16 protein-coding genes and 1 tRNA gene are annotated in these 18,231 nt (G+C 61.4%); 11 read left to right on the top strand and 6 right to left on the bottom strand.

Annotation, left to right across the window (positions count from 1 at the left end; translation table 11 throughout):
- Positions 1-86 precede the first annotated feature (86 nt).
- Complete coding sequence (locus FHS92_RS00670; protein ID WP_184076559.1) at positions 87-1,034, bottom strand: isopenicillin N synthase family dioxygenase; 948 nt, start codon at positions 1,032-1,034, stop codon at positions 87-89.
- A 108-nt stretch (positions 1,035-1,142) separates the two neighbouring features.
- Here FHS92_RS00670 and FHS92_RS00675 point away from each other — a divergent pair, with 108 nt between their 5' ends.
- From FHS92_RS00675 to FHS92_RS00710, 8 genes are all read left to right on the top strand, one after another.
- Complete coding sequence (locus FHS92_RS00675; protein ID WP_184076561.1) at positions 1,143-1,547, top strand: EVE domain-containing protein; 405 nt, start codon at positions 1,143-1,145, stop codon at positions 1,545-1,547.
- A gap of 161 nt (positions 1,548-1,708) precedes the next feature.
- Positions 1,709-2,011, top strand: a complete 303-nt coding sequence (locus FHS92_RS00680; protein WP_184076563.1) for a hypothetical protein — start codon at positions 1,709-1,711, stop codon at positions 2,009-2,011.
- A gap of 530 nt (positions 2,012-2,541) precedes the next feature.
- The gene (locus FHS92_RS00685; RefSeq protein ID WP_184076565.1) at positions 2,542-3,774 is read left to right on the top strand and encodes a serine hydrolase domain-containing protein; all 1,233 of its coding nucleotides are present in this window, start codon (positions 2,542-2,544) and stop codon (positions 3,772-3,774) included.
- A complete protein-coding gene (locus FHS92_RS00690) occupies positions 3,771-4,664 on the top strand; it encodes an acyl-CoA thioesterase (RefSeq protein ID WP_184076567.1) in 894 nt (297 codons plus the stop codon). Before FHS92_RS00685 ends, FHS92_RS00690 begins: the two co-directional genes overlap by 4 nt.
- Positions 4,665-4,970: 306 nt before the next feature.
- Positions 4,971-5,435 (top strand): LuxR C-terminal-related transcriptional regulator, encoded by a 465-nt coding sequence (locus FHS92_RS00695; protein ID WP_184076569.1) that lies wholly within the window; start codon positions 4,971-4,973, stop codon positions 5,433-5,435.
- Between the two features lie 56 nt (positions 5,436-5,491).
- Positions 5,492-5,767: a hypothetical protein gene (locus FHS92_RS00700; RefSeq protein WP_184076571.1), complete on the top strand. Its 276-nt coding sequence runs from the start codon at positions 5,492-5,494 to the stop codon at positions 5,765-5,767.
- Between the two features lie 42 nt (positions 5,768-5,809).
- Complete coding sequence (locus FHS92_RS00705) at positions 5,810-6,214, top strand: hypothetical protein (RefSeq protein ID WP_184076573.1); 405 nt, start codon at positions 5,810-5,812, stop codon at positions 6,212-6,214.
- Positions 6,215-6,246: 32 nt separating this feature from the next.
- Positions 6,247-6,705, top strand: coding sequence for a winged helix DNA-binding protein (locus FHS92_RS00710; RefSeq protein ID WP_184076575.1), 459 nt, complete (start codon positions 6,247-6,249; stop codon positions 6,703-6,705).
- A gap of 271 nt (positions 6,706-6,976) precedes the next feature.
- Here the strand turns inward: FHS92_RS00710 and FHS92_RS00715 are convergent.
- The 3 genes from FHS92_RS00715 to moaA all read right to left on the bottom strand — a co-directional run bounded on the left by FHS92_RS00715 (position 6,977) and on the right by moaA (position 8,914).
- Positions 6,977-7,051 (bottom strand) — tRNA-Asn (locus FHS92_RS00715).
- A 73-nt stretch (positions 7,052-7,124) separates the two neighbouring features.
- Positions 7,125-7,901, bottom strand: a complete 777-nt coding sequence (locus tag FHS92_RS00720; protein ID WP_184076577.1) for an NAD kinase — start codon at positions 7,899-7,901, stop codon at positions 7,125-7,127.
- Complete coding sequence (gene moaA, locus FHS92_RS00725; RefSeq protein ID WP_184076579.1) at positions 7,898-8,914, bottom strand: GTP 3',8-cyclase MoaA; 1,017 nt, start codon at positions 8,912-8,914, stop codon at positions 7,898-7,900. Before moaA ends, FHS92_RS00720 begins: the two co-directional genes overlap by 4 nt.
- Before the next feature lie 135 nt (positions 8,915-9,049).
- Between moaA and FHS92_RS00730 the strand changes: the two genes are divergently transcribed.
- Together FHS92_RS00730 and FHS92_RS00735 are read left to right on the top strand one after the other, a co-directional pair.
- Positions 9,050-10,759, top strand: a complete 1,710-nt coding sequence (locus FHS92_RS00730) for a putative bifunctional diguanylate cyclase/phosphodiesterase (RefSeq protein ID WP_184076581.1) — start codon at positions 9,050-9,052, stop codon at positions 10,757-10,759.
- Positions 10,760-11,014: 255 nt separating this feature from the next.
- Entirely contained in the window at positions 11,015-12,190 is a 1,176-nt protein-coding gene (locus FHS92_RS00735; protein WP_184076583.1) for a glycosyltransferase family 4 protein, read from the top strand.
- 102 nt (positions 12,191-12,292) lie between these two features.
- Here the strand turns inward: FHS92_RS00735 and mfd are convergent, their stop codons facing one another.
- Positions 12,293-15,796 (bottom strand): transcription-repair coupling factor, encoded by a 3,504-nt coding sequence (mfd, locus tag FHS92_RS00740; RefSeq protein ID WP_184076585.1) that lies wholly within the window; start codon positions 15,794-15,796, stop codon positions 12,293-12,295.
- Positions 15,797-15,817: 21 nt separating this feature from the next.
- Positions 15,818-16,084: an FAD assembly factor SdhE gene (locus tag FHS92_RS00745; RefSeq protein WP_184076587.1), complete on the bottom strand. Its 267-nt coding sequence runs from the start codon at positions 16,082-16,084 to the stop codon at positions 15,818-15,820.
- Between the two features lie 82 nt (positions 16,085-16,166).
- Here FHS92_RS00745 and recG point away from each other — a divergent pair, with 82 nt between their 5' ends.
- Complete coding sequence (recG, locus tag FHS92_RS00750; protein WP_184076589.1) at positions 16,167-18,227, top strand: ATP-dependent DNA helicase RecG; 2,061 nt, start codon at positions 16,167-16,169, stop codon at positions 18,225-18,227.
- Positions 18,228-18,231 lie beyond the last annotated feature (4 nt).

The raw sequence follows: 18,231 nt of genomic DNA on the forward strand, positions 1-18,231 counted from the left end.
GAGGGGGTAAACGCGGGCAGGACGCGGCGATAGTCGGCGCGGATGGCGGGTGCGGGTGATCCGGTCGTCTTCCTTCGGTCTAGCGTTTAGGCTGCCCCCTCGTGTGCGACCAGACCGATCTCGCGCAGCCGTTCGTGCAGATAATCCTGTGCACGTATGGCCGGATCCCGGGGCGGGTGCGCCGTATCGACGCACTGTGCCAGAGGCTCGATCACGAAATCGGGCCGCAGATGGAGAAAAAAGGGCATCGAGTAGCGGGATATGCCAGAGCGTTCCGCCGGGGGATTGACGACCCTGTGGGTGGTGGACGGCAGGACATGATTGGTCAGACGTTGCAGCATGTCGCCGATGTTGACGACCAGCGCTCCGAGCGGCGGATCAATAGCGAGCCAGTCGCCGTTGCGCTCCCTTAATTGCAAACCCGCCTCTTCCGCGCCGAGGAGAAGGGTGATGAGGTTGATGTCTTCGTGCGCACCCGCCCGCATGCCGTTGCTAGCCCCGTCCAAAGGTGGATAATGGAGAAGGCGTAGGATGCTGTTGCCGTTGCGGATAGGGTCTTCGAACCAGTCCGGAGCCAACCCCAGATGCCGAGCGATGGCGCGCAGGATGTTCGCACCGGCACGATCAAAGGCCGCGAACAATGAGGTGAAGCAGGTACGAAACCCTTCGCATTCGCGCGGCCAGATATTGGGCGGCATGGACGAAGCCAGCGGGCTGGCCGGATCGAGATCTCTCCCGATATGCCAGAATTCCTTCAGGTCATGGGCCTGCGCGCCCTTTGCGATTTCTGTCGCGAACGGCGTATAGCCACGCTGGCCTGCTCCTCCCTGCACAATGTAACGCTGCTTCACGTCATCGGGCAGCGCGAAGAAGGCACGCGATAAGGCCCAACCCTGTGCGATCAACGCCGGATCGATGCCATGGTCGCCGATCATCGCAAAACCGAACCGGCGAAAGCTGGCGCCGAGGGCGTCCACGAATGCGGGAGAGTCCGGATCGCGGAGCGAGAGCAAAGGAACATGCGAGGACGCCATTGTCCGCACCGTAAAGAGAAAAGGCGATCCGGCCAAGGCTTGCGCTTAAATCTTCGGTCTTCCTCTGCCATAGAGGGCAGCGCGGGAATCACTTTCTGGGGTATGGGTATGCACTATTGGCTGATGAAATCGGAACCGGACGTTTTCTCGTGGGACGATCTGGTCGCCAAGGGAAATGCCGAATGGGACGGCGTCCGCAATCATCTTGCGCAGAACCACATGAAGGCCATGAAGAAGGGTGACCAAGCTTTTTTCTATCACAGCAACGTCGGGCTGGAAGTGGTCGGCATCATGGAAATTATGGAGGAGGCTGCGCAGGACAGTACGGACGAGACCGGCAAGTGGATCGCGGTTCATGTCGCGCCGGTGCGGAAACTGAACCATCCGGTCACGTTGAAGACGATCAAGGCCGACCCCGCTCTTGCCGATATGGCAATGATCCGGCAGTCGCGCTTGTCCGTTTCCCCGGTTTCGGCCGCGGAGTTTCGTCACATTATCGCGTTGTCGCAGTAACGGGTTCATAAGCGCGCGCAACGCAACAGCCATGCCGTGTGCGTGACGTGCAACTGCTTCTTCATTTTTTGCGTTTGCACAAATTGCTGCGCTACAGCATTCCGGTGGCAAGAAACAAAACAAACAAGGGTGTTTGACAGGCATTCACAAGGAGAAATCTTATGCGAATGCTGTCTCGTTTTATTGCCGCCGCGACTTTTGTTGCTGCATGTTCCACTGTTGCCCACGCTGAAGATGCTGCGAAGAGCTTCACGTATGATGGCGTGACCTACGTTTATTCCACGAAGGCCGTCGGCGAATCCACGATTGTAAAGGGAAGCATCTCCCCCGACCAACGTCCCTTTTCGCTCCGGATCAAGGGCAATCGCGTGTCCGGTGTGGTTGGAGGGCGCCCCGTGTCTTTCCTGGTGAAAGATACCGCTGAGGCGATGAAGAAAACCGAAACACAAGTGACCATGCGCTGATAATGTGGCTCGAAGGTGCGGGGATCAGCTGATTCCGAACGTTTGAGCCAGACCGCGCACAGGAGCTGTTGCAAATGATAAAAGGCCGGTGATCGTCACCGGCCTTTTTCTGTGCGGGTGAGTGCACTTGTGCCCAGAATCATTCCGCCCCGCACCATCTCTGGTGGCGGGGCGGAACGAAATGCCTTGCGGTTGAGACGGTCGCGGCTAATCCGCGACCATCCGTTTCACGCAAACAGGCTGAGATAGACCATGCCCGGCGCTGCCGCGGCAACAAGGCCTGCGATGATCGTGAATCCGATCTCGGAAACATACTTCATGATAGTGCTCCATTTCCCTGCGTGCAGCGCGCCAATCTCGTTTTCGGGATTGTGTCGTCCTGCAAGGGCGCATTTATGGTGCGCTGCAACATATCACAAACGCAAAGCGCACGATCACGATTGCAGGAATTGCAATCATTGCTCCTGAAGCACTCCTTGCATAAAGCCTTTTGAGTAGGCGACACCTTGGGCGGTCAGGAGGCAGCACTAATGGATATCGAGATCGGCCACTCAACCCGCTTTGACGGGCGTCGGCTCGAACATATGTGCCGGCGCCTTGACGCCCATTACCTTCAATCGGGCCGCCTGCCGCACCTGCAACTGGCGGTCTGGGCAGACGGTGAAAAGGCGCTGGATTGGGTGGCGGGCAGAGCGAACGAGGCGGGGGACGCACTGAGCGCCGACGCCCTGTACCGCATTGCTTCCATGACAAAGCCGGTGACATCCGTTGCATTCATGATGCTGGTCGAGCGTGGTCTGGTGGCGCTGGATACACCTGTTCAAACGGTGATCCCGGAATTCGCCGGTCTTGAAGTTGTCTCGGCACCGGATCCGTCCGCACGCTCTGGACCACCTCTGGCCGCCCGTCCCATGCTGATGATCGACCTGATGCGCCATACGGCAGGCTTCACCTATAGTTTTCAGGAGTGCACAGCGGTCGATCGCCTCTATGCTGAGCGACAACTTGATGTCTTTCACCAGAAACGCACGCCCGAAGAGTATATTGCCGCGATTGCGGAACTGCCGCTGCTGTTTTCGCCGGGGGAAGGCTGGAATTATTCGATCGCTACCGACATTCTGGGGCTGGTGGTCGAGCGGGTATCGGGAGTGACGCTGGAGCAGTTTTTTGCCGATATGATCTTTACGCCGCTCGGTATGGACGACAGCTTTTTCGTGGTGCCGCCGGATAAGCTCTCACGCCTGACCGACGCGTGGCAAGCAGGGCCGGACGGGACGCTTTCCTTGTATGACCGGGGCGCGAACAGCCGCTGGCGGAGTCGACCCAGTAGTTATTCCGGCGGCGGAGGACTGGTGTCGAGTTGTGCCGACTATGGCCGCTTTTGCGCCATGCTGCTGAACGGCGGCGCGGTGGATGATGTCCGTATTCTTGCGCCCAAGACGATCGATCTGATGACGCAAAATCATCTTCCGGGCGGCGGGGATCTGGCGAGCGTATCGACGTCCCTGTTCAGTGAAAGCACGAATTCCGGTGTCGGTTTTGGCCTTGGTGTTGCCGTGACCATGGATCCTGCGCGTGCCATGATGCCAGGCAGTGCGGGAGAATATTATTGGGGCGGGCTTCTCTCAACTGCGTTCTTCGTCGATCCGGTCGAGCGGATCGTCGCCGTGTTGATGACGCAGGCCATGCCGTCGAGCGCCTTTACGATCAGAAGGGAATGGAAGACGATGCTCTACAGCGCACTGGTGGAGAGCCGGACATGACATCCGAATATGGCGATAGCCAGCCGGTGCAGGACGACCGAACCGACCGCGAAAAGGTGGACAGCCTGCTGACGCTGCTGGACGTGCGTCACGTGGATAAGATGCGCTTTGTCGGCGCGCGCAAGATTGGTGGCATAGGTCGTGTCTTTGGCGGGCAAGTGATCGCCCAGGCGCTGATGGCTGCCGCGAAAACAGTCGCAGAGGACCGTTCGGTTCATTCCCTTCATGCCTATTTTCTGCGACCTGGCAGCGAGGATCATGAAATCGAATATCGGGTGGAGGCGGACTTTGATGGCCGCAGCTTCTCCAACCGGCGTGTTGTGGCGATTCAGCAGGACCGGCCGATCTTCAATCTTGCGGCCTCGTTTCACCGAATGGAGCGGGGTCCGGAGCACTGGCATGCGATCCCGGATGTAAAGCCTCCGGAACTCGGTGCGCCGCTCGACACCATGAAGATCGCAGGAGACCCCGAAGCCACGCATATGGCGCGCGTTGCCGCACGGGTGCTCGCTGCGTTTGACATCCGCCCGGTGCGATTGCCTGGAGGAAACCTGACGGAGCAGTTGGGCTTCTGGTTCAGGACTCGCGCATCGCTCGACTGTTCGCAAGCGATGCACCGGGTGATCGTGTCCTTCGTCACCGATATCTCCCTGCTTTCCTCCGCCAGCATGCGCCATCGCGACGTTCCGATGCAACATGCGAGCATCGACCACGCGCTGTGGTTTCATGAGGACATGCGGGCCGACGAGTGGATGCTTTACACCACGGAAAGCCCCCGGGCGGGCGGCGGGCGTGGACTGGGCCGCGGCATGATCTTCAACCGGGAAGGCCGCCTGATCGTGTCGAGCGCCCAGGAGGGCATGATGCGGATCGTCGAGCGCAAGGAATGACGCGATGTGCCGAGGCTCGGCACATGTGGCTCTCGGTGGACCGACCACAGCTAGGGCTAGAGAAAAGCCCTCCCGTTTTGGGTACCGGAGAGATTCGCGACCGACACTTCAGCTATCCGTGCGGGCATGAGCGATAAACGGTGCTCGAGTCTGCGCTATGGCCGTTCCCATGGGGGCGCCAGGCCTTCAGCCGAACAGGCCGTTGCCGCGTCCTCCCGACCCGCAAGAATTGTGTCGGATTCCGGAAGAACTGACTCCACAACGGATATATGCAGGCGCTATGCATAACGTCGGGGGACGTATGCTGTGATTCCTAATAACCTGAAAGAAGCAGAAAAATCGTGTCTTCGCCTTGTCGCGCAGAACATGACGTCAAAGGAAATCGCGCAGAAACTCCGCCTTTCTCCTGCCACCGTCGATACCTATCTCAAATCCGCGACCGCTAAACTGAGTGGGCAGAATCGGCGCGACGCCGCCCGCATTTTTCTCCAGTTTGAACACTCCCAGCTTTTGGGATCACAATCGGAACCCCTTGTCATTCCCTCCGATAGCGGGGCAATCGATGGGCCGACGGAGATCAGTCCTCCGTCTGTTTCACGAAATGGCGGGCAGGGATGGCGAACGTTATTGCCGCCAGGTTTCGGAGGAAAGATCAATGACACGACGACCGGACAGCGGATTACTGCCGCAATCAAAATTGCCTTCTGGAGCGTCACAGTCTTCATTGCCCTTGTTCTTTTCTTGAGCCAGGCGCTCAAAGCGCTCGCCTAAACCAGCCCATTTTCAGAACGCGAGGACGTGCCGTGCAACGGCGCGAGAGGATAGCTATGATCCATATTACGCACACAGCTGGCCAAGTGATTGCCAGCGACACCGTCACAACGTTCTGCGATACCGCCAAAGCTTCAACAAGCAGCGCGTGCCTCCGGGCTTCGGTGCGGGAGGGCTTCCAGGAAGCCAACCTCCAGCTTCTCGCCATTCAGAAAAACAATAATCTCGATATCGTTGCCAGGGGGTGGTGGATACGGGGAAGCAAGGAAAATCCTGTCGGGGATCGGAATTGGGAAGCCCTTCGCGAGGATCTTGGTCTGGGTGCACAATAGCCAAGGGTTGACTGTGGAATATTACGCCGCAGACATCAGTGAATGAAAAATATTCTCTTCACGGGCCTCGTGCTGTTCTGCTGTGGATATTCGATAATCAAGGGCGGCCGGGATGGGCGGACGGTATCGGCAATGTTTATTCTTGCCGGGCTGGTGAGCATTCCAGCTGGTTCCCCACAGGAATGGACCCACACCAACGTATGGGCGCTTCTGATCGACGTTCTGTTGTTGATTGGCCTCGCCCGGGTGGCGCTCCAAACGCAGTTCTACTGGCCTGTTTGGATGGTGGGTTTGCACATTGGCAGCATTGCTACTCATTTTGCTACCGTCGGGGTGAAAGATCTTGATCCCGATCTCTATTTTTCCATGCAGTCGTTTTGGAGCCTGCCTGAGCTGATCATCATGGCCATCGGCATTGCAGCGGACCGCCGTGCTGGCATTGCCTAGGGCTTCGGTTGAAATACATAAGCGAGATATCCATGAGCAAAATTCCGGACTTGATCAGCGATGATCCGACTTCGCCTGTAGGCCATCTCGCTCAGGAAATTCGGCAGCGGCCGTCCCTTCTTTCCGACATCGTAAGCCACGGGGACGACATAACCGACGCTGTGTTTGCGTTTCCTTCGGCAACAGCGCGAGATCTGTATCAAATTCGACGCCGTCGCGATGAGATGTTCGGCAGGGAATTGTTTGGCGAACCGGCCTGGGACATGATGCTCGATCTTTTCACGGCTCGCGGGCGGGGTGAACGGATAAGTGTTTCGAGCCTGTGTGTCGCCGCATCTGTCCCTGCAACTACGGCACTGCGCTGGATTTCTCTTCTTACTGAGCGCGGGATTGTGGTCCGCGATGACGATCCGGCAGATCGTCGTCGAGTCTTCATCGACTTGACCCCTGAGGCCTTTGTGCGGATGAAAGTGTTTCTATCCGGAATTTGACGCAAACAAGCGTGCTAATGGACGATATTAGAGCGGCGTCAGAAAATATCGTACACGCTTTGGTCCACGCGCTGACGGAGGCGGCATCGGTCAACGCAATAGGCGCGATCTTCCTGATTCAGATGGGTCCTCGCCGATATGGCCCCCAATCTGGCCCAAATTTTCCGGCTACCTTGCGACACGGCTGGACACCCTTGTACGGGGTAACATCCAAATACTGCAGAAAACTCGGCTTTGCTTGGATGCTATGGAGCGGTGCTGGAAAGGATGTTGGCTCCCTGAGTAGGATTCGAACCTACGGCCATTCGATTAACAGTCGAATGCTCTACCGCTGAGCTATCAGGGAGCAGCCCGGCTCTCGCTGGGCAGGCCGCGCCTATAGCAGCGGCTTTTGCCCGATGGCAAGAGGGGCAAGCGGGTCAGGTAATAAATTGTTCGGCGGCGATGCGGTCGTCGAGCGTATGTTCGGGGTCAAACAGCAGGGTGAGCGGCGTGGTGCGATCGATGCTTACGGCCACATGCGATACATCACGCACTTCGCGCTGGTCACCCACGGCGCTGACCGGCCGCTTTTGCGGATCGATGACACGGAAGGTGACGCGGGTATTTTCCGGCAGGATCGCGCCGCGCCAGCGCCGGGGGCGGAAGGGGCTGATGGGCGTCAACGCAATGAGGCCGGAACCCAGCGGCAGAATCGGACCCTGCGCAGACAGATTATAGGCGGTCGATCCGGCCGGGGTTGCCACCAGGACGCCATCGCACACCAGTTCGGGAATCACAACGCGGTCGTTGACGGCGACTTCCAGCTTGGCGGTCTGGCGTGTTTCGCGCAGCAGCGACACCTCGTTGATGGCGGGAAGCGAGAGTTCCTCGCCATCGATGGTCGTTACGGTCATGCGCAGTGGGCTGACCTTGAACGGCTTGGCAGCAGCAATCCGCTGTTCCAGCCGCTCCAGCCGCCATTCGTTCATCAGAAAACCGACCGTGCCCAGGTTCATGCCGAAGATCGGCATTATCGAACGGTTTTCCAGCATGTGGTGCAGCGTTTGCAGCATGAAGCCGTCGCCGCCCAGCGCGATCACCATTTCCGCGTCGGCCAGCGGCACGAAGTCGTATGCGCCGCGCAGCCGATCCTCTGCCGCGCGCGCGCCGGGGGTGGTGGACGCGACGAGCGCACGACGCACGTCTCCGCTCATCCGCCGGTGACGCTCATGTGCCGTTGGGTTTGGCCGCCGGTCTGGCCGTCGCTGATGGCGAATTCATGCGCCAGCGGCTTGCGGATCAGCGCCCGGTCGAGCAGCGCATCGATCGCGTCGGCTCCGCCCTCGCGAAACGCCGCTTTGAGGTCGATGTGATCCTCATGGCCCAGACACATGAAGATCTTGCCCTCGCAAGTGAGGCGCATGCGGTTGCAGCCTGCGCAGAAATTGTTGCTGAGCGGCGTGATGAGGCCGAGGCGGATGCCCATGCCTTGCGGCTGGAAATAACGGGCCGGGCCGCCGCTGCGATAGGGCAATGGCGCCAGCGGGTGAGCCTGTTCGATCTGCTCGACCGCTTTGCTCAAGGGAAGATAGCGGTCCGACCGGTCCTCATCGATCGCGCCGAGCGGCATGGTCTCAATGAGCGTCAGATCATGGCCCTGCGCATCGCACCAGCGGAGCATGTCGAGAAAACCCTGGTCGTTAAGGCCGCGCAGGGCGACAGCGTTGATCTTGATGGCGAGGCCCGCCCGCCGAGCAACGTCCATGGCCGCCAGCGTCCCGGCAAGGTCGCCCCCCCGAGTGATATGGCGGTAGATGTCAGGATCGAGCGAATCGAGACTGACATTGATGCGTCGAATGCCGGCACGCACCAGCATATCGGTATGTTCGGCCAGCCGAGTGCCGTTGGTCGTCAGCGTCAGTTCGTCGAGCGCGCCGGTGGACAGATGGCGACCGATGCGATGCGCAAGATCCCCGAAGTCGCGCCGCACCAGCGGCTCGCCGCCGGTCAGCCGGATTTTACGGACGCCCCGTGCAATGAAGCGGTCGGCCATGATCGCAATTTCTTCGAGCGTGAGCACGTCCTTGCGCGGCAGGAAGGTCATCTTCTCCGCCATGCAATAGCGGCAGCGCAAGTCGCAGCGATCCGTAACCGAGATACGCAGATAGTCTATGCGGCGGCCAAAGCCGTCGACCAACGATGCGGGAGAGGGCGAGAGAGCCGTCATGCATCCTAGCTAGGGCAGGACGCACCGCCGTGCAAGGCCGCGTTGGCCGAATAGCCTTTGCGTCAGGCTAATGGCTCGGTAACATCTTGCCACTAAGGCTCTGGTTTTGCAGGTCGGGAGGAAGGGGAAAGAGCAATGGATCGCGCGGCCCCCAGCCTGTTTATTCTGTCACGGTCGGATCGTGACGCACTGTGCGAACGCGCGACCGCGTGCGGATGGCGTGCGATCGCTGCGCGCCGGAAAGCTGGTGCCGCCGAGCGCTTTATGACCAGTCAGGCCCATGTGGCGTTGGTCGACCTGCGCGGCGTGCGTACTCCTTCTCGCTGGATCGCTGACATGGCCCGCGCCGTGGATGTCACCGACAGCGCACTCGTCGTCCTGGTCGACGCGGCAGACGCGGACAAGACGGTACGCCTTGCGGCTGAGGGCGTCACGCATATGCTGGTTGCGCCATTCAGCGATGAAGAGCTGGGGACGGTGCTGCATCTTGCGGAGGGAGTGGCCCGGAGGTTGCGCTGCGACGCCCAGCCTGTGGCACCGGTTGCCGGGGGAAACCGGTCCGGAATGGACTTCCTCACCGGCCTGACCGATCGACAGGCGGCCATGGCATGGCTTGATCACGCACTGGCGGCGCGCGCGGTGTCGACGTGCCTGCTGATCGGTATCAGCCAGTTCGAAAGCATCAATGCGGCCTATGGGCCGGTGGTGGGCGATGCCCTGCTTGCCCGTGCTGCGGGGCGGATCACCCGGATCGTGCAGGCGGCTGGCTGGAACGGTGCGCTTGTCGCGCGGATGGGCGGCGCGGAATATCTCGTCGCCTTGCCGGTTCGGGAGGATGCAAGCGGGCAGGAACACGCGCTGATGCTCGCGCGGCAGATCCACGCAGCGGTCGCGCGGCCGTTCGTCGTCGGCGCACAGACGATCCGTCTGACGGCGCGGTGCGGCGTGGCGGAGGCGCTGGCTGGCGATGACGCCGGACGACTGATCCGCCGGGCGAATGGCGCGCTCGCCGACGCACGGCGCAACGGAGCAGGCGATATCTGCATCCGCTCAGCCGACCGGCGTGGGCGGGGGGTGGATCCGGACCGGCTGGACGCTGATTTGCGGCTTGCGCTGGAGCGCGGTGAGATCGGCATTCTGTTTCAGCCGCAATATGCAAGCAGCGACGACCGCATCGTCGGCGTCGAGGCGCTGGCACGCTGGAACCATCGCCAGTTGGGGCAGCTGGGCGCGGCGATGCTGTTCGATGCGGCGGAGCGGTCGGACTATCTGCTGCCACTGTCCCGTCACATTCAGCGCGAGGCATTGCAGCAGGCGGGAGCATGGCCTGATGCATTGGATGGTCTGCGGCTCTCGATCAACGTCACGGCCAACGATATCGCGCAGGAGGATTTCCTGCCGCGCCTGTTGGCGATGGTGGCGGAAAGCGGCTTTCCCCGCGAACGCCTGACGGTCGAGATTACCGAGAGTGGATTGATCCAGAACCTGCGGCTGGCGGGCGACGTGCTGCGGTCGCTGCGGGGCGAGGGGCTGCGCGTGGCGATCGACGATTTCGGCACAGGTTATTCGAGCCTTGCTTATCTAAAGGCGCTACACCCGGACTATTTGAAGATCGACAGCGGACTGACGCGGGACATTGCCGGTGCGCCGCGCGACCGGCTGATTGTGCGTGGTATCATTGCGATGGCGAAGTCGCTGGCGCTGACCGTCGTGGCGGAAGGCGTGGAGCGGGAAGAGGAACTTGCGCTCTTGGCGCGCGAGGGGTGCGATATCTATCAGGGCTTCCTGCGGTCCGCCGGCGTTGAGAGTCCTGAGCTCGTGGCGCTCGTGTCAAGCATTCGTTGATCCTGATATTTACGGAAGTTCCAATGTGATGAATGAAAATCCATTGTTATCAACGCATTTTCAACCATCGTTTCAGATAAGGACTGTGATTGAAAGATAATGGAACTTCATTATTAGGGTTCAGATTATTTTTATTATAACATCGCGGGGGCGTTGATGGCAGGGGAAGAATGTGTGCTGACTTCGAAAAAAGGGAGCAGTAGAGAGACATCGCCATGCATTGAAATGCGGTACACGCTATTTTCGTGGATCCCGATGTTTGTCGACGCATCTGGCCAATGCTTTGTAGAAAGATTGTGGGCGAAAGATCTCGAACGGCATTTCGACTATATTCGCGATTTTCATATTTGTTGCCCGGTGGAAAACGGTGAAGTGCCGCCCGAAGATTGGCAACTTTTGTCGAGACTGGACGCAACGCGGGTTCATCGATTGGGCAGAAAAGGCGGATGGGCGCGAGTATTTGCCAATTTTTTCCCGGATTTCTGGGCCGTGTACCGGGCCGTTCGAAGCACCGAAATTGTCCATAGCGACGCTGCGGGCTGGCCCTTTCCCTTGTCGTATTACATCCTGCCGCTTCGGACATTTTTGCGCTTTCAATGGGTAATCAACATGGAGTCGTCCTTCTGGATGTTACCGGCGACTGCGCGAGGATCCCTGAGAGAGCGCCTGCGTCATCATATTACTCTGTTCCTTGTTCGTAAGTGTATGCGCAACGCGGATGCACGCCTGTTTACTTCCGAATGGTATCGGCAGCAGATATTGCAAGACGAGCGCAGCAGGACGTTGGTTAACGAAGCGGTATGGGTCGACGAAGCCGATATCTTCGATGATGTCGCTTTTCACGCACAAAAAAGAACGCGAACCGGTCCTGTCCGGGTGCTCATGCCCACTCGACTGATTAAAGAGAAAGGCTTGGATACGCTGCTTCAAGCGGTTACGCTTGTTGAGCTGCAACTTGGCGATGGCGCTCATACGCCATCGCTCGTCGTCGATGTCATCGGCGCCGGGCCGATGAAGGACGAAATACTCGCCTTCATTGCGGCACATCCCGGTCGAAATGTAGAAATGTCGTTCATCGAACAGGTGCCTTACGGCGCGCCGTTATTCACTTTAATGAGGCAGTATGATGCCTTCCTTGTCGCCAATCTCTCCCAAGAGCAGCCGCGGATCATCTACGACGGGTTTAGCCAAGGCCTTCCCTGTATTGCAAGTCGCACTGCCGGTATTGTCCAGGTCACGCGGGAGAATGAAACCGCACTTCTCTTTACGCCTGGCTCCGTGGTCGAGTTGGCCGAGCGGCTGACCGAGATCACGACGGCTCGCGATAGCTTGGCTGAGATGGGGGCGCGTGCTCTGGATTTCGCGCAGGGACGCACCCACCAGGCCATGCACCGGGACCGCGCCGAGTTTCTTTTGCAGTGTTTCGGATAGGTCATAAGCTGTCCGCCAACGGTGAGCGCAACACGTCCGACAGGACAGGTTCGAACATCGCCAGGGGACATTACACCCCGTCAGCGGACGACGAGGCGGCCGCTAGGACGACACGGCCGCCAGCCCATTCTCCGCCACCTTCGCCAATCCCTTTGACAGTTGCAGCCCCGCATGCAGGCGCGCGGCGGGTTGCGGCCAGGCGCGCGTGATGACCAGTTTGTTGTCCGGCCGCAGCTTGGCCGTGCCGGACAGGCGCTGGACATAGGCGATAAGGCCCATCGGGTCAGCGAAACTGTCATTGTGGAAGGTGACGAGCGCCCCCTTGCCACCGACGTCGAGGCGGGAGATGCCCGCCGCCACACAATTTTGTTTGATCTGGATGAGGGTCAGCAGGTTCTGCGTCGCTTCGGGTAGAGAACCGAAGCGGTCGATCATCTCGGCCGCGAATGCTTCGATGGCGTGGGCGTCTTCCAGGTCGTTGAGGCGGCGATAGAGGCCCATGCGCAGGTCGAGGTCCGGTACATAGTCTTCCGGGATCATGATCGGTGCGTCGATGGTAATCTGCGGCGAGAACGCGTCGCGCGGCGTGAAGCTGGTGGAGCCACCGGCCTTCGCCTCCAGGATCGCGTCCTCCAGCATGGACTGATAGAGCTCGAAGCCGACCTCGCGGATATGGCCGGACTGCTCGTCGCCCACCAGATTGCCCGCGCCGCGAATGTCGAGGTCGTGGCTGGCGAGCTGGAACCCTGCACCCAGCGTATCGAGATCCGACAGCACCTTGAGGCGTTTTTCCGCCGTTTCCGTGATGATCCGGTCGGCAGGCGTCGTCATATAGGCGTAAGCGCGCGTCTTGGACCGGCCGACGCGCCCGCGCAGCTGATACAACTGGGCCAGACCGAAGCGGTCGGCACGGTGGATGATGAGGGTGTTGGCGCTGGGGATGTCGAGGCCGCTTTCCACGATGGTTGTGGAGAGCAGCACATCATATTTCTTGTCGTAGAAGGATGCCATCCGTTCCTCGACTTCCGTGGCACTCATCTGGCCGTGGGCGACAACGGCGCGTACTTCGGGCACCTGTCCCAGCAGATATTCCTCGATCTCGGGCAGGTCCGCGATGCGCGGCACGACGAAGAAGCTCTGCCCGCCCCGATAATGCTCGCGCAGCAGCGCTTCGCGGATGACGACGCCGTCCCACGGCATGACATAGGTGCGCACGGCGAGCCGGTCGACGGGCGGTGTCTGGATGACCGAGAGTTCGCGCAACCCCGACATGGCCATTTGCAGCGTGCGCGGAATCGGGGTTGCGGTGAGGGTGAGGACGTGGACGTCGGTCTTGAGCTGCTTCAGCCGTTCCTTGTGGGTGACGCCAAAGCGCTGTTCCTCGTCGACGATCACAAGGCCCAGCCGCTTGAACTCCAGCCCCTTGGTGAGGAGCGCGTGGGTGCCGACGACAATGTCGAGCGTGCCGTCCGCCAGTCCTTCCTTGGTCGCCTTGGCTTCCGCCGCCGGGACAAGGCGGGACAGGCGGCCGATCTTCATCGGGAAGCCGCCGAAGCGTTCGACGAAGTTACGATGGTGCTGGCGGGCGAGCAGCGTCGTGGGGCAGATGAGCGCGACCTGCATCCCCGCCATCGCCGCGACGAACGCCGCGCGTAGGGCGACCTCGGTCTTGCCGAAGCCGACATCGCCGCACACTAGCCGGTCCATCGGCTTGCCTGCGCCCAGATCCTCGATCACGTCGGCAATGGCGCGGTCCTGATCGTCGGTTTCCTGATAGGGGAAGCGGTCGACGAACGCCGGATATCCGCCCGCATCGGGCTCCGCGACAGGAGCGGGGCGCAGCGCGCGTTCGGCGGCGACCTTGAGCAATTCACCCGCTATCTCGCGGATGCGCTCCTTCATCTTCGCCTTGCGTCGCTGCCATGCTTCGCCGCCCAGCCGGTCCAGCGCGACGCCTTCGCTTTCCGACCCGTAGCGCGACAGCACGTCGATATTTTCGACCGGCACGTAAAGCTTGTCGCCGCCGGCATATTCCAGCGCGACGCAATCATGCGGGGCATTGCCGACCGGGATCGACGTCAGGGCCTCATAGCGCCCGATGCCGTGGTCCATATGGACGACCAGATCGCCCGGTGTCAGCGTCGCGAGTTCGGCAAGGAACGCGTCGGCGCTCTTCTTGCGCTTGGCGCGGCGGACGAGACGGTCGCCCAGCATGTCCTGCTCGGTCAGCACCGCGATGTCGGGCGCGGTAAAGCCATGGTCCAGCGGGAGGACAACAAGGGCGACTGGCCCCTTGGCGGAGACACCTTGCGCTTCCTGCCAGTTGTCTGCGCTGGCGATGCGCTTGACCTTGTGGTCTGTCAGCAGCCCCGAAAGCCGCTCGCGCGCGCCTTTGGAGTAGCTGGCAATGACGACCTTCTTGCCCGCTCTGGCCAGATTGTCGATGTGGACCGCAACCGCGTCATAGACATTGGCGTTCTGCGCACGCTCAGGCGCAAAATCCCGGGCGTTTTCCACGCCAAAGTCGATGACCGAAGCGCTTTCCGGTTCATGGAACGGGGACGTGATGTGGATCGGCTGGCTGGCGATCATGCCATCCCATTCCGGCCTTGTCAGATAAAGCTGGTCCGGTCCGAGCGGACGGTAGGAGCCGGGATCCGTGCCCTTGGCGGTGACGCGGTTGGCGTGATAATCCGTGATTGCGTCGAGCCGCGCATCGGCCGCGCCGGTCACGCCGCCATCGCGCACGACGACCGCATCTTCGCCCCAATGCTCGGAGAGGGGGACGAGGCGTTCCTCGAACAGGGGCAGCCAATGCTCCATGCCGGAGAGGCGACGGCCGTCGCTGATCGCCTGATAAAGGGGATCCCCGGTCGCGGTCGCCCCGAACAGTTCGCGATAGCGGCCGCGGAAGCGCTTGATATTATCCTCGTCGAGCAGCACTTCCGAAGCGGGGAGCAGGGTGAAGCTCTCGACATTGCCGGTCGTGCGCTGGTCGCCGGGGTCGAAGCTACGCAGTGTCTCGATCTCATCGCCAAAGAAATCGAGGCGCAACGGCTGTTCCGCGCCGCCGGGGAACAGGTCGACGATGCCGCCGCGCACGGCATATTCGCCCGCGTCATGCACGGTGTCGGTGCGGACATAGCCATTGGCCTGCAGGAGCGTGATCAGGCGGTCGAGTGCAATGCGTTCACCCGGAGCAAGCTTCGCGACCAGTTGTCGGACCCGGAAGGGCGTGAGGGTCCGCTGGGTGACAGCGCTGACGGTGGTGACGACAAGCTGCGCGGTCTTGGGCGCACCCTGTATGGCGTGTAGCCCGGCCAGACGCGCGGAGGCGGAGCGCAGCGAGGGAGAGGCGCGGTCATAGGGCAGACAGTCCCAGCCCGGTATCCGGATGATGTCGATCTCCGGCGCGAACCAATCCGCCGCATCCGCCACGGCCAGCATCGCCAGCTCGTCCGGCGCGATATAGACGGCGCGCGTTTTGCCTGCCCCGCCAAAGGCCGCGCGTGCAAGGTCAGCCAGCATCCACGGCAGGAACCCCGCCGGTACTCCCGACAGGGTAAGGGGATTGCGTGCCTTGATGATGCGGGGAAGGTCGGTCACTAATTTATGTTCCGGCAGGCGTCATTCGGCGATGGGGATGAAATCGAGCTTGCAGAACGCGTCCATCATCGGTCCCTGGAAACGCTCCGGAATGCTCTGGGTGCCCAGCACCCACGCCATGATGTCGACATCCTGTTCTTCGAGGAGGACTTCGAACCACGCGATCTCGTCCTCGCTCCAGCCGGCGCCATAGCGATCGAAGAAACCGCCCATCATCAGGTCCGCTTCCTTGGTGCCGCGATGCCACGCGCGGAATTGCAGGCGGCGGCGGCGGGGATTGTCGTCCATAAAGTCTACTCATTTCCATGCAGAAGCGCCGGACAGGGATATTTGATCCGTCCGGTGCCATAAGATAGGGACGGCAATAGCTATGCGACCCGAACTTCTCAATCCGCTGTTTACCGAAATTTCGGCGCTGAAAGGCGTCGGGAATGCGCTGGGCAAGCCGCTCGACCGCCTGGGGCTGTCGCGGATGGTCGATCTGGCGTTCCACCTGCCGACGGGATGGGTGGAGCGGAAGCGGGTCAGCACGCTCGATGCCGCCGATGTCGGGCAGGTGATTGTCGTGACGGTGACGCCGACCGATTACCGTGCATCAGGCAGTATCCGCGCGCCGTTCCGCGTGCTGGCGAGCGATGCGGCGGGAAATTTCGTGACGCTGACCTTCTTCGGCAAGAACAGCGGCTGGCCCCGCAAGCTGCTCCCGCTGGGAGGGGCGCGGGTCATTTCCGGAAAACTGGAGCAGTACGGACAGGAATTGCAGATCGTCCACCCGGACGTGGCGGAAGAGGGCGATGCAGGCGCCATCCTGCTGCGTGAGCCGGTCTATCCGCTGTCGGAGGGGCTGACCGCTGCGCGGATGCGCGATCTGGTGGGGCAGGCGCTGGAGCGCGCGCCAGATCTGCCCGAATGGATCGAGCCGTCCGTGCTGGCGCGGCATGGGTGGAAAGATTGGCGGAATGCGCTGGTTTCCGCCCACCACAGCCCGGATGCGCAGGATGCGCGCAAACGGCTCTCCTATGACGAGATTTTTGCGGGGCAACTCGCGCTGATGCTGGTGCGCGCGGCGTCGCGGCGGCGGCGGGCCGTGCCGATTGCGCCGGATGGACGGCTGCGCGACGCCGTGCGACTTCCCTTTGCGCCGACAGGTGCGCAACGGCGCGCTGTGGCCGAGATCGATGGCGACATTGCCCAATCCTCGCCGATGCTGCGTCTGTTGCAGGGAGACGTCGGGTCCGGCAAGACGTGGGTGGCGCTAATGGCGCTGCTCGGCGCTGTGGAGGCGGGGATGCAGGGGGCGATGCTCGCCCCCACGGAAATTCTCGCGCGGCAACATTATGCGACGTTGCAGAAAATGCTATCTGGCGTGCCCGTCAACATCGCGATCCTCACCGGGCGGGACAAGGGCAAGGTGCGCGAGGCGACGCTGATGGGGCTGGCGGACGGCAGCATCGATATCCTGGTCGGCACGCACGCCATCTTCCAGGAGACGGTGAATTATCGGCGGCTGGGGCTGGTGGTGATCGACGAGCAGCACCGTTTCGGCGTCGTCCAGCGCATGATGTTGGCAGCGAAGGCAGAGCTGAACCCGCATACGCTGGTTATGACCGCCACGCCGATCCCGCGCACGCTGACCCTCACTTATTATGGCGACATGGAGGTGTCGCGGCTCGACGAAATGCCGCCGGGCCGCCAGCCGATCAAGACCAGCGTTCTTTCTGTCGACCGGATTGACGAGGTCGTCGAGGCGCTGGGTCGGCATATCGCGGGCGGGGGGCAGGCTTACTGGGTGTGTCCGCTGGTCGAGGAAAGCGAGAAGAGCGATCAGGCGGCGGCGGAAGCGCGCGCGGCGGCGCTGCAGATGCGTTTCGGTGAGGCGATCGCCCTCGTCCATGGGCGGATGAAGGGGCCGGAGAAAGATGCCGTCATGGCGCGCTTTGCCAGCGGCGGGGCGAGCGTGCTGGTGGCGACCACCGTGATCGAGGTCGGCGTCGATGTGCCCAATGCGACGCTCATGATTATCGAGGGTGCGGACCGTTTTGGCCTTGCCCAGTTGCACCAGCTGCGCGGACGCGTGGGGCGGGGGGACAAGGCTTCGGTGTGCCTGTTGTTGCGCGCCAATGGCCTGAGTGAAACGGCGCGCTCACGGCTCGCGTTGATGCGGGAAAGCAACGATGGGTTCCGGCTGGCGGAGGAAGACCTGCGCCTGCGCGGAGCGGGAGAGGTGCTCGGCACCCGCCAGTCGGGCGATGCGCGCTTCCGCCTCGCGCAGCCCGAGGACATCAGTGCGCTGATCGACATGGCCCGCGACGATGCACGGCTTTTGATCGACCGCGACGGCGGTCTGGACTCGCCGCGCGGGCAGGCAGCGCGGACGTGCCTCTATCTGTTCGAGCGGGATGCGGCGGTGGCGTTATTGCGGGGCGGGTAAGGGA

Origin of the sequence: Sphingobium subterraneum (assembly GCF_014199435.1) — a bacterium.
GTDB classification, from domain to species: Bacteria; Pseudomonadota; Alphaproteobacteria; order Sphingomonadales; family Sphingomonadaceae; genus Sphingobium; species Sphingobium subterraneum.